The organism is Paenibacillus sp. 1_12 (assembly GCF_900114475.1).
In the GTDB taxonomy this organism is placed as follows: Bacteria; Bacillota; Bacilli; order Paenibacillales; family NBRC-103111; genus Paenibacillus_S.
In genome coordinates, this window is record NZ_FOTE01000014.1 from 1 (window position 1) to 12,436 (window position 12,436).

Annotated in this window: 8 protein-coding genes; 7 read left to right on the top strand and 1 reads right to left on the bottom strand. The window is 47.3% G+C overall.

Features of this window, described 5'->3' with window-relative positions:
- Positions 1–306: 306 nt before the first annotated feature.
- Positions 307–972 (bottom strand): hypothetical protein, encoded by a 666-nt coding sequence (locus tag BM210_RS34385; RefSeq protein WP_143101090.1) that lies wholly within the window; start codon positions 970–972, stop codon positions 307–309.
- A 307-nt stretch (positions 973–1,279) separates the two neighbouring features.
- Here BM210_RS34385 and BM210_RS24595 point away from each other — a divergent pair, with 307 nt between their 5' ends.
- The 7 genes from BM210_RS24595 (at position 1,280) to BM210_RS24625 (ending at position 12,433) form a co-directional block, all read left to right on the top strand.
- Positions 1,280–4,294 (top strand): glycoside hydrolase family 2 TIM barrel-domain containing protein, encoded by a 3,015-nt coding sequence (locus tag BM210_RS24595; protein ID WP_091174626.1) that lies wholly within the window; start codon positions 1,280–1,282, stop codon positions 4,292–4,294.
- A gap of 368 nt (positions 4,295–4,662) precedes the next feature.
- Entirely contained in the window at positions 4,663–5,235 is a 573-nt protein-coding gene (locus tag BM210_RS24600; RefSeq protein WP_091174629.1) for a xanthine phosphoribosyltransferase, read from the top strand.
- Positions 5,236–5,248: 13 nt separating this feature from the next.
- Complete coding sequence (locus BM210_RS24605) at positions 5,249–6,973, top strand: sensor histidine kinase (protein WP_091174630.1); 1,725 nt, start codon at positions 5,249–5,251, stop codon at positions 6,971–6,973.
- Positions 6,974–6,992: 19 nt separating this feature from the next.
- Entirely contained in the window at positions 6,993–8,552 is a 1,560-nt protein-coding gene (locus tag BM210_RS24610; protein WP_091174633.1) for a response regulator, read from the top strand.
- A gap of 162 nt (positions 8,553–8,714) precedes the next feature.
- Positions 8,715–9,899 (top strand): acyl-CoA dehydrogenase family protein, encoded by a 1,185-nt coding sequence (locus tag BM210_RS24615; protein ID WP_091174635.1) that lies wholly within the window; start codon positions 8,715–8,717, stop codon positions 9,897–9,899.
- Between the two features lie 142 nt (positions 9,900–10,041).
- On the top strand, positions 10,042–11,391 hold the full coding sequence (locus BM210_RS24620) for an ABC transporter substrate-binding protein (RefSeq protein WP_091174637.1): 1,350 nt from the start codon (positions 10,042–10,044) through the stop codon (positions 11,389–11,391).
- 121 nt (positions 11,392–11,512) lie between these two features.
- Positions 11,513–12,433, top strand: a complete 921-nt coding sequence (locus BM210_RS24625; protein ID WP_091174639.1) for a carbohydrate ABC transporter permease — start codon at positions 11,513–11,515, stop codon at positions 12,431–12,433.
- Positions 12,434–12,436: the final 3 nt, after the last annotated feature.

Here is a 12,436-nt window from a genome sequence, read left to right on the forward strand (position 1 = left end):
GTTCATTCCCCATATATTCTCGATAGTATGATTAAAGCACAAAAACCCGTAAGAGGTCACTTTTTTCAAGTGTCCATCTTACGGGTTACAGTTCAAGGGTTAGTCCTCTTACAATTTCTCTATGTAATAAGCTCCTTAAGTACTTACCCCTATAAAAAAATCTAAACGATAAATAATTCCAAATATGATCTTGTTAATTGAACAATGCAAAAAAGACCCTAAAGTAGGGTCTTGGTAACCAAAATATAAGCAGCACCTGCAGCTATTCGAGCTCCTGACACTTTAGTGTGCTTAGCTGCAATCTGCTTATTTGGTTTTGGCTTGCAGCAATTCAACTAGCTGTTGGCCTATATTGCCACCTTGTCCTTGACCACCTTGAGGCCGCTGACCGCCTTGACCACTTTGACCGTTTGTGGGCTTGGTACCGCCTTTATTAGCTCCATCACCCTGTTGTCGCTGGCCTCCACCCTGCCCGGCTTGTCCTTCTGGTTGACCTCCACTTGGGGTGCCTTGACCTCCTGACTTACTGCCATCAGCTTTATTTCCTGTCTGGTCGCCTTGAGGTCGTTGGCCTCCTTGTCCGCTAGCTCTTTGCTTGTTCTTGGCTTCAGCCTCCTCAATAAATTTCTTCTGATCGGCAGTCAGCGACGCTAACAGATTGGTTTGCGCATCTGTGCTCAGCTCGCTTTTGGTAACGGCCTCCTGAACGACAGGCAGCATTTTTACCGCCTGATCCTTCGTAATTTCAAGTCCACTGGATTTATCCATCATGATAAGGGATTGAAACGTCATCATCATCGTGCGTTGATTCGGATCTATTGTCCGAGGTGCGCCAGTCTGCTGCTTGGACTGGTCTCCTGCTGGAGCTGCACTTGCCGAATTAGATGCGCTTGGTGCCGCCGTATTCGTCCCACATCCGCTTAATAGTAGGGCTGTTAATGCACATGCGGCTATCGTTTTTGCTGTATTCATCTCTACACCACCATCTCCTGTAATATACCAAATTATAGAACGGTAAACTGAAGAGAGACTTAATAGAGTCTGAATGCCAACTTAAAATGTAGGCTAAACACAGGATTACCGTGTGCCATTACTTTAGATCAAATTGCTTAATAAGAAGGAGAACTGACCGTTGTAGATTAGCGATCGTTCCGAATAGTATGCAATCGATAATATCTTCAAATTGTTATATCGGTATTCAAATGTTCTTATAGAAATCCATCTGTGAATAAGATATAACTGAAAATAATACGACTACTATGTACAAGGAGCGATAGTGATGATTCAGTTAAACAAGTATTGGGAGGATCTGACCGTTCTGCAGGTGAACAGGGAGGCATCACGAGCCTACTATATTCCTTATAGTGAAGAGCAAGCAGCATTGTCACAAAAAAGAGGCCGTTCCCCTTTTTACCAAACTTTAAATGGCGGCTGGAAGTTCAAATATCATACAAGCGTTAAAGATGTGGAGGGCGGATTCTACGAGACTTCTGCCGATGTTAGCGGCTGGGATGATCTGCTTGTGCCCTCTTGCTGGCAGACTAACGGTTATGATCAGCTGCAATACAGCAATGTCAATTATGTAATCCCTTGTGATCCGCCTTATGTGCCTAATGAAAATCCAGCTGGGCTGTACGTGCGTGATTTCAACGTATCCGAATCGTGGAACGATAAAGACGGTTATGTCGTATTTGAAGGCGTGAACTCATGTTTTTATTTATGGGTTAACGGCAAGTTTGTCGGCTACAGCCAAGGCAGCAGAATCTCAGCAGAATTTAATCTGGCTCCGTACCTCACGAGCGGTAAAAATCGAATGGCCGTGATGGTATTAAAATGGTGCGATGGTACGTATATTGAGGATCAGGATTTGTGGAGATTTTCGGGGATTTTCCGGGATGTCTACTTGCTTGCACGGGATCGCGCTCATATCCGGGATGTGTTCAATAAGCAGGAGCTGACGGATGATTTTGGCAAGGCGATTCTGCGAAGCGAGCTGCTGACAACGGGTCCGCTTGCAGTAAGGGCTGAATTGAAAAACGCCCAAGGTTATCTGGTAGGCGAAGGCAAGGCGCATATCGAAGGTAAGGGCACTATCGAAATTGAGATGGCTGCTCCCGAGTTGTGGAATGCAGAAACACCTTATTTGTACCAGCTGTATATCCATAGCGGGGACGAAGTGCTGAGGTTTTCCGTTGGCTTTCGAAAGGTGGAAATCATCGACGGTGTGTTCAAGATTAATGGGGCAGCGGTTAAGCTCAAAGGCGTTAACCGCCATGATTCCCATCCGGAGCTCGGTCAGACGATTCCGTTGAACCACATGATCAAGGATTTGAACCTGATGAAGCGCCATAATGTGAATACGGTCCGAACGTCACATTACCCTAACGATCCGCGGTTTTTAGAGCTGTGCAATGAATATGGCTTTTATGTAGTGGATGAAGCGGATTTGGAATGTCACGGAGTCCATAATGCTGGTGATTATCACATGCTGACGAAAAATCCGGAGTGGGAAGCGGCATTTATAGATCGGATTGAGCGGTTGGTCGAACGGGATAAAAATCAGCCTGCGGTTGTCATTTGGTCACTCGGAAATGAGGCTGGCTACGATAAGAATCATATGGCGATGGGCAAATGGGCAAAAGAGAGAGATACGTCCAGACCCGTTCATTATGAAGGTGTAGATCCCCGCTACAACGGCAGTGCAGACAAAGAATTCATTGATTTGGAAGGCCGGATGTATACGTCTACTACAGACATCGAGATCTATGCGCTGGACCCGGCGAGCACGAAGCCGATGTTCCTGTGCGAGTACAGCCATGCGATGGGTAACGGACCTGGGGATTTGAAAAACTACTGGGATGTCATCTACAAATATCCGCTGTTAATGGGTGGATGCGTGTGGGAATGGAATGATCACGGGATAAAAACAGAGACGGAAGACGGTGTTCCCTTCTTTGCCTACGGAGGCGATTTTGGAGAGAAGCCGCATGACGGGAATTTCTGCATCGACGGACTGGTCAGTCCGGACAGAAAGCCGCATATTGGACTGCTTGAATTGAAGAAGGTCATTGCTCCTGTCCGCATTGACGCGAAGGATTTACACAAAGGAACGATCGAGATCACAAATTTGTATGATTTTATCGATTTGTCGCAGGTTGCGATCTATTGGAAGGTTGAGAAGGATGGGCAAACGGTGAAGCAGGGCGAGCTTGCCGGGATTGAAGTGGCTCCCCATTCCACGCAAACAGTGGTTGTTCCTTATACGCTGCCAAAGGCTTCTTCCAGTCGTTATTTCCTGACGCTGTCAGTTAAATCCAAGCAGGACTACCGTTGGGCGGAAGCTGGTCATGAGCTTACCTTCGAACAGTTTGAGCTTCCGGTGGCAGCGGTTGTTGAAGAGAGCAGCAAACAGGAGGTTCCCGCGATCCGTGTGGATCAGCAGGGTCATACTCTTATTATTGACGGTTTTGATTTCCGTCACAGCTTTGATTTGTATGATGGGACCTTCGTAAGTGTAACGAAGCAGGGTGTAGAAATGCTGCAGGCACCATTTGCCTTTAACATCTGGCGGGCTCCGATCGATAACGATCGGAATGTGAAGCACGAGTGGATGAAGGAAGGTTATGACCGGGCAAAGATGCATGTATATGGATCTGAAATTGTTAAGCAAACCGGTAATTCTGTAGAAATTTCCGTACAGTTTTCGCTGGGCGGTTACATCAAGCTGCCGCTGCTGCACGGTACCGCGCATTGGACTGTGGATGGTACAGGGGCCATTTCACTGCAGGTAAAAGTAAAGGTAAGAGAGAATTTGACTTTCCTGCCGCGTTTCGGTCTGCAGCTGACGATGCCGAAAGGCACGGAGGAAGTTGAATATTTCGGATTTGGTCCACATGAAAGCTATTCCGATAAGCGGCAAAGCGTGAAGAAGGGCAAGTACCTGCTGACGGTTGACGAGATGTACCAGCAGTACATCATGCCGCAGGAAAATGGCTCCCGCTATGGAACGGAATGGGCCATTGTGTCCAATGAGCAAGGGATGGGGCTGAAATTCTCCAGCCGAGGCGGAGAGTTTTCTTTGAATGCGGCACACTATACACCAGAGGATCTGACAGCTGCTACGCATGCGCATAAACTTAAGAAGCGTAAAGAAACGATTGTTCATCTGGATTACAAGATGAGCGGTGTCGGCTCCAATTCCTGCGGACCGGAGCTTCTCAAGCAATATCGTCTGGATGAAAAGGAATTCGAGTTTGAACTGTCGATACTGCCTTTGTTTAAAGAAGATGAATAAGTGGATTGTGGATATGTGTGGATAAATTGTGGATAAAATGTGAATAAGTGATCGCCGATAACAAAACGACAGCCCAAGGTATGATCCTGGAGCTGTCGTTTTGTTGTTCTAGCCATTGCGCCCGTCTGGAAATAAGCCTGTTTATTTAAGAATACGCTACTTGTGCGGATCACCAAAGGTAGAAACCTGAGTCGGAGAAGCAGGTTTAGGTGATCCTGCAGCAAAAAGGAAATACGTTCAAGGATGTCGAATATTTTGAGTATAATATTGAAATAGATCATACCGGATCTTGGCAAGATAGGATTGCATATAGAGGAAAACGGACGTCGTATTCAGCCAAATTCATTTTCACGAGGAGGCGTATAGAAATGAAAGCATTGCAGGATAAAATCAGACAGGATGGTATCGTACTGAGCGATCAAGTATTAAAGGTCGATTCATTCCTGAACCATATGGTCGATCCACAGCTCATGCTGGAGGTTGGTCAGGAGTTTGTAAGGTGGTTTGAAGGGGTTACGTTCGATAAGGTACTTACACTGGAATCGTCCGGTATTGCGCCCGCAGTTATGACGGCCTTGACGCTGCAGGTGCCTTTAATATTCGCGCGCAAGCATAAGTCACTGACGCTTAAGGACGACCTTTATGTGGAAACGGTCTACTCCTTTACCAAGCAGGTGCATAATGAAATTACAATTTCCCGCAAATTTTTATCGCCAGGTGAGCGCATCTTGATCATTGATGATTTTTTAGCCTATGGCGAAGCGACCTTTGGAATGGCACGGATCATTGAGTCGGCAGGAGCAACGGTCGCAGGAGTCGGTATCGTGATCGAGAAATCCTTTCAAGATGGGGCACGTAAGCTGAAGGAAGCCGGATACCGCATAGAATCGCTGGCACGCATAGCGTCGCTGAGTGAAGAGAAAGTGACGTTTTTGCCATAAACGTGGTGGATGAATGAGAAATTTAAAAATCAAGCATAAGCTGTTTATATTCATTTCACTCGGAGCGCTCTTGACCAGTCTGCTTGGGTGGCTGTTTGTTCAGCAGTCGCAAACATTGTATGAGCAGCTCATTTACCGTGAAACGGTCGATAAATTCCATTTATTTTCGCAGCGGATTGAAGAAAAATTCAAGGAAATCGATAAGCTATCGCTTTCTGTAATGGCGGATTCCGATGTTCAGCGGTATTTGCGAGTGATTAAAACCGAGCCGGATACGTACGAAGCGTTTGATGCGTCGAACAAATTGAAGCAAAAGCTGCTAACCTTCCATTTATACGATTATTCGGTCTCGTCCATTGTTATCATCGACCGAAACTCCAATTCGCATAGTGTCGGGGTCAACGTGGATCGTATGAATTATGCGAATATGGATGGAATTCGTGAGCTTGCTTATGAGCAGAAAGGGGCCAGCATATGGGTCGGCGGGAAGCTGCAGGAGGATGCATTTTTTTCGGTGCGTGATATTAGAGAAATCCCTGAATTGAATTTACAGTCGCTGGGAACCTTGTTTATTCGTATTGAGGCTGACAAGGCGATTTACGGCTCACCTGAAGAAAGTACAAACTACGATTCTTCACTGATGATCGTATCGGGCAACGACATCATATATCCCGGCAAAACCCGGCTGAAAATGTCCGATCTGCCTATAGACAAATCGAAAGACTACAGCGTCATCACGATTGACCACAATCCCTATCTGGCCGCGCAGTTTACACTTGGTTACACCGGCTGGACTTTTATTCACCTGATTCCTTACGGTTCGATTTTTAAAAATGTCATGATTATGAAAACGGTGCTGCTTGTTTTGTACGCAGTGATCTTGCTGCTGCTGCTGTGGAGCGGCCTGCGATTTTCAAAAAGCATTACCAAGCCGCTCGAAGCCTTGACTCAGAAAATGGTGAACGTGGAGAAAGGACAGTTTGCCATTGATAGAGCAGACTTTCCGGTGAACCGCGATGAGGTTGGCTTGTTGAACCATAATTTCGATAAAATGACCGAGAAGCTGGATAGGCTGATCAACGAGAATTATATTAAGCAAATTATGCTTAAAGAAGCAGAATATGAGACGCTGAAGGCACAGGTCAATCCGCATTTTTTGTATAATACGCTGGAATCGATCAATTGGCTGGCCAAAATCAACGGACAACCGGAGATTTCCGGTATGGTTAAAGCGCTTGGGGATATGATGCGGGCAGCGGTAAGCAAGAAGGAATTCGTCACGCTGCAGGAGGAAATAGCGAATCTGAACAATTATATTCACATCCAGCAGTTCCGCTTTGAGGAGCGGCTGGCGTGCCGTATTGAGATTTCGCCGCAGCTGTATGCCCTCTATATACCAAGCCTGATTTTGCAGCCCATCGTGGAAAATTGCCTTAAATACGGGATCGAGGCTGCGACGGACCGATGTGATATTACGATTCACGCTGAAAAGCAGGAGCTGCCGGATCGCCTTGTTCTGACCATTCAGGATACGGGACCCGGCATGGATACGGAATATTTGGAAAAATTAAAGCACAATGAAACAACTGCAGCGGGCACAGGGATCGGCTTGCACAGCATTGACCAGCGTCTCAAATTATTGTTTGGCGACAGCAGTGGTATTGATATTGAGACCGGACTCGAACACGGGACGATCATCCGTATCGCAATACCTTACCTGACCGATATCCCAATCTAATCCATAATGAGGTGGACGTATGAGCGAATTCACGGTGTTTTTGGCAGATGATGAGCGGGTGATAAGAGAAGGTATTACGATGCTGATCCCTTGGCTGGAATTGGGGCTTCGGTTCGTGGGGTCTGCTCCTGACGGTGTCCGTGCTTATGAGGAGATTGTTCGCTTGCGGCCGAATCTGGTCATTACCGATATCAAGATGCCGAAGCTGAATGGACTTGAGCTGATTAAACGCGTCAAGAAGCAGCTGCCAGACACTCATTTTATCGTACTGTCCGGGTATGGTGAATTTGAATTTGCATCGCAGGCGATGCAGCACGGTGTCAGGCACTACCTGCTGAAGCCGAGCAATGAACAGGAGATTGTTCATGTGCTGCGTGAGGTTATCCGGGAAATGGAGGATCAACAACAGCAGGGCAATCTGATCGCATCCATGCAGCGGCAGTTAACGGAAGCGATGCCCAAGGTTCGGGAGCAGTTTTTGCGGGATTGTCTATTGAATCGAGTCTATGTCCAGCAGGAAATGGAGCAGTACAAGCAACTGCTGCAGCTTGATCATGAGCAGGTTCGGCTGATTTTATTTGAGCTGGAAAGCAGCTTTGAATATATCGAGCTGTACACGCTCAAGACGATTTCTGAAGAGCAGGGAGAAGCAGGCCAGATTGTGCTGAGCACGATTGTCGGCAACCAGCTGCTGGTTTTGGTAGAGGACGGAGAGCTGTCTGCAGCTGTCGCCTTGACAAGCCGTATCCAGCAGTCGTTTTGGCAGCTGTATCCTTTAAATGTAACATTGGCAATTAGTGATGCGGGTCGAGTTGAGGACATTGCGAGGCTCTATAAAGAGGTACAAAAATATGTGAAGTATAAGTTTTATCTGGGTGAAAATGGGATTATCACAAGCGAATTTGACATGCATGCGCCATTGTCTTCCATAGAAACGGTAAGCTATGCCTACGACCCTATTGTAATGGCTGTAAAAATTGGTGAAGCAGAGGACGTTCGTAAGGAGCTGCAGGCTTTCTTTGACCATTTGCATCAATCCCGTATTGAAATTAATGTGGCGATCAGCTTATGCATTGAGTTGATAACGGTCATTGTCAGAGAAACCTTATCGACACCGATGAACGAACCTTTTAAAAAAATCGTGCCGATTTTAAGTATGTCTACACTGGGTGAAATTCACCATTACATTGAAAATCTCTCTCTGGCTACAGCTAGAGAGCATTTTGAGGCGTATTCGGATAAGAAGCATATGTTGATGACACGAATGACGCAGTTGATTCAGGAGCATTTGGCCAACGAGCAGCTGTCGCTGCAATGGCTTGCCAAAAACTTCTTTTTTATGAATGCGGACTATTTGGGTAAGTTATTTCGCAAAGAAATGAATGATAAATTTTCTCCGTATATCACGAGACTCAGAATTGAACGGGCCAAAGCCTTAATTACGGAAAAACCAGATATCAAAATGTATGAGGTCGCTGAACAGTCGGGTTTTGGCAGTGACCAGCAATATTTTGGGAATGTGTTTAAAAGACATACGGGTCAATCTCCTCTGGAATTTAAGAAAACGATCAATCGCTAAGCAGCGAGCATAGAAATACCCTCTCCGATCTTATCCTGTATAAACACTGTTTTTCACAAAAAAGTATCCGTTTTTTACATACCTTTTTGGACTTAAAGGGAGTAAGATTAAATTAATTCCTACTATCCCCATAAGATTATGGAGCGAGGAGCAGAATCAACGATGACCAAACCTAAATTATCGGATAGCTTCATCCGCAATGAGCGGGAAGCGAAGATTGCCGAGCGAGCCGATCAACTGGCAGTGAAGCTGGCCGAAAGAGCACCCAAGCATGATGAAGAGGGCTCGTTCCCATTTGAAAATTTTGCAGATTTACAGCAGGCCGGATATTTGAAGCTGACCGTGCCCAAGCAGTACGGGGGAGATGAAATTTCCTTGTACGAATTGGTGCTGGCCCAGGAGAGATTGGCCCGTGGAGACGGATCGACCGCATTGGCTGTCGGCTGGCATATGGGTACGATGCTTCAATATCGGAATACCCGGCCTTGGCCTGAAGCGTTATATGAATGGTTTTGCAGAGAGGTTGTACAAAACGGGGCGATGATCAATCACTTTGCCAGTGAGCGTGCCACCGGCAGTCCAAGCAGAGGCGGAAAGCCCGAAACGACTGCAGTAAAGACGCCAGACGGTTGGCTGATTAATGGCAGGAAAACATTCAGTACCTTAAGTCCGATCCTCGAACACTTCACGGTATCCGCCAGCATTGCAGATACGAATGAGGTCGGTGAGTTTTTTGTTTGCAAGACTACAGGAGTCAGCATAGAGGAGACGTGGGATACGCTCGGCATGAGGGCGACAGGCAGTCATGATCTGATCCTGCAGGATGTGTTTGTCCCTGACGACAAGCTGATCAGCAGATCGGGTTCAGTACCGGACAAGAAACGGATTGATGATGGCAACGGCTGGCTGCTGCACATTCCCGCCTGCTACATAGGCATAGCCCATGCTGCGCGTGATTTTGCCATCCAGTTTGCCCGCACCTACAGGCCAAACAGCTTGCCGGGACCGATCTCTGAGCTGCCGAATATTCAGCAGCAAATCGGGCAGATCGAAGTGGACCTGATTACGGCGCGCACGCTGCTGTATACGGTAGCTGACCGTTGGGATCAGCAGCCTGAAGGACGTATTGCTTTGAAGCCGGATTTGGGTTTAGCCAAGTACGTCGCAACGAACCATGCCTTGCGGATAGTCGATCAGGCCATGCGGATTGTTGGGGGAACCAGCTTGTCACGCAGGCTGCCCCTGGAAAGAATGTACCGCGACGTTCGCGCCGGGCTGCATAATCCGCCGATGGACGATGTTGTCATACGCAACCTGGCGCAGCGCGCTCTGCTGGAAGAAAGCTAGAAGGCTGTTCGACGAGTAGGTTTGAGTAAATCGGAATCCCTTCAGGTGTATGCCGCTAAAGGGAATAGCGAAATATCTCCACTGGCTGTACTTCGTTGGGCAGAGTTCATGACTTACCAATATAGAAAAGGGATGTGTATGTATGCGTAAATCGATGAAAATTAAATTTACCTCCGCCTTGCTGATCTTAGCTGCACTTACAGGCTGCTCGCAGCCATCGGCGACTAGTACACCTGCAGTTGGCGGTAAACCCGCGGAACCCGCAACAGCGACTACACCGGCAGCAGCCAAGAAAGACCCTGTGACCCTGCGGATTACTTACTGGGCAGGCTCGCAAATGACCGTAGATAAAACCAATGCGGTTGTGGAGCTGTTCCAGAAAGCCTATCCGCATATCAAAGTCGAGTCCGAGTATTACGCGGGCGATGCCTATTGGGATAAGCTGAACGTGCAGGCCGCTTCCAACAGCATGCCGGACGTGGTGCGGATGGATTACTCGAAGATCACGAATTATGTTAACAAAAGTTTATTGCTGCCATTGGACGACTACATCCAGAAGAAAACGATCAACATGACTGGAGTCAATCCGATTCATATCGACGGCGCCAAATTTAACGGTAAAGTATACGGCATTAACATCGGTAATAATGCACTCGTATCATTTTATGATCCTGATGTTTTTGCCAAAGCCGGTGTAACACCGCCAACCCCCAATTATACTTGGGAGCAGTATGAGAAGGATTTGAGAACCTTCAAGGATAAGCTGGGCATTTATGGCGATACGCATATGAGTCAAACCCAATTTGCGGTGTGGCTCAGACAGCAAGGCAAAAAAATGTACAACACCGCCCAGGATGGACTTGGCTACGATGACGACAAAGTGTTCGTCGACTTCTTCGAGCAGCAGCTTCGCTGGCAGAAGGAGGGTCTGATCTCCCCGCTTGGTGTTGAGTTGGAAGTGAGAGGTCTTGAGGATGGTCCGTTTCCTAAAGGACAGGCGGCATTCGGCAGCTTAGGCTATTGGAGCAACCACGTTGACATTATGGAAACGCAGCTGAAGAAAAAGGTAGGTATGGCGATGTATCCGGGCTCCGGAGACGGCAAGGGCATGTACATTAAGCCGTCGTTCTTCCAATCGATTGCCAAAAGCTCCAAGCATCCTGAAGAAGCGGCTTTGTTCATTGAATTTTTTACGAATAATATTGATGCTGCCAAATCGTTGAATGCCTATTTCGGAATGCCGTACCACCCTGCCGTGCTTGAAGGAATGAAGAGCTCTTTCTCGGATACGCAGAAGAGAGTTGCCGAATACCTCGCGACCGTTGAGAAATATTCGAGCTTGATTGATCCTCCCGATCCGACAGCTGCTGTAGAGGTAGGCAAAATCTTCAAAAACGTCAGTGACGAAATCTTCTTTGAGAAAACGACCCCTAAACAAGGTGCGGAGAAATTTAGAAAAGAAGCGAACGCTATTTTGGCGAAAAAGAAATAAGCACGTAAGCGGAATCCTGTGAAGGGTACCCGAACACATAAGTTACAAGTAAGCAAATGTAAGACAATGTGAAGAGATAAGCGCGGTTAGCTTATCTCTTTATGTCTAGTAGAAGCGAGGTGTGCGCAAGTTGAAGGTCCTACCCAAAAAACGTTGGTGGAGTTCGGATAACATATCGGGGTATGTGTTTATTTCTCCGTGGCTGTTCGGTTTTCTTGTGTTTTCGCTCCTGCCTATTCTGGCTTCGTTATACTTGGCCTTTACGAAATATGATATTTTATCCGATCCGGAGTGGGTGGGCTTCGATAATTTTACAGAGATGTTTACCGCAGATCCGAGGTATTGGAAGTCGGTACAGGCAACGCTCATTTTCGTATTTGTCGCAGTACCGCTGCGCCTGTGCTTTGCATTGGTGATCGCGATGCTGTTGAATACGAAGCTGAAGCTGCTCGGTTTTTTTCGGGCCGCCTACTATTTGCCTACCTTGATCGGGGGCAGTGTGGCGGTAGCTGTGATGTGGCGTCAGCTGTTCGGGGCTGCGGGAGCGTTCAATTCGTTCCTGACGGCGATATTCGGAATTACCGCCAAAATATCCTGGATCACCCAGCCGTCCACGGCGCTGATGACCCTGGTGCTTTTGTCCGTATGGCAATTCGGATCATCGATGCTCATCTTTCTGGCTGGTCTCAAGCAGGTTCCAGCTGAGCTGTATGAAGCAGCTACGGTGGACGGGGCGGGAGGCTGGCAGAAGTTTAAACGCATTACGCTGCCGCTCTTGACTCCGGTTATTTTTTTCAATTTGGTGATGGGTGTCATTAATGGCTTCAAGGTTTTTACCGAAGGTATGATTGTGACCGGAGGAGGACCGCTGGATACGACCTTATTTTATGCGTTGTACTTGTACGAGAAGTCGTTCCGTTATTATGAAATGGGCTATGGCTCGGCGATGGCGTGGGTGCTGCTGCTGACGATTGGTTTTCTGACGGCGCTCCTGTTTGCCAGCTCCAAAAAATGGGTCTATTACGAATCGAAGGGGGACTAAAGG

Excerpts from the sequence above, each read along its gene's own strand:
- BM210_RS34385 (WP_143101090.1), bottom strand. The coding sequence starts at position 972 with ATGAATACAGCAAAAACGATAGCCGCATGTGCATTAACAGCCCTACTA.
- BM210_RS24595 (WP_091174626.1), top strand. The coding sequence starts at position 1,280 with ATGATTCAGTTAAACAAGTATTGGGAGGATCTGACCGTTCTGCAGGTG.
- BM210_RS24600 (WP_091174629.1), top strand. The coding sequence starts at position 4,663 with ATGAAAGCATTGCAGGATAAAATCAGACAGGATGGTATCGTACTGAGC.
- BM210_RS24605 (WP_091174630.1), top strand. The coding sequence starts at position 5,249 with ATGAGAAATTTAAAAATCAAGCATAAGCTGTTTATATTCATTTCACTC.
- BM210_RS24610 (WP_091174633.1), top strand. The coding sequence starts at position 6,993 with ATGAGCGAATTCACGGTGTTTTTGGCAGATGATGAGCGGGTGATAAGA.
- BM210_RS24615 (WP_091174635.1), top strand. The coding sequence starts at position 8,715 with ATGACCAAACCTAAATTATCGGATAGCTTCATCCGCAATGAGCGGGAA.
- BM210_RS24620 (WP_091174637.1), top strand. The coding sequence starts at position 10,042 with ATGCGTAAATCGATGAAAATTAAATTTACCTCCGCCTTGCTGATCTTA.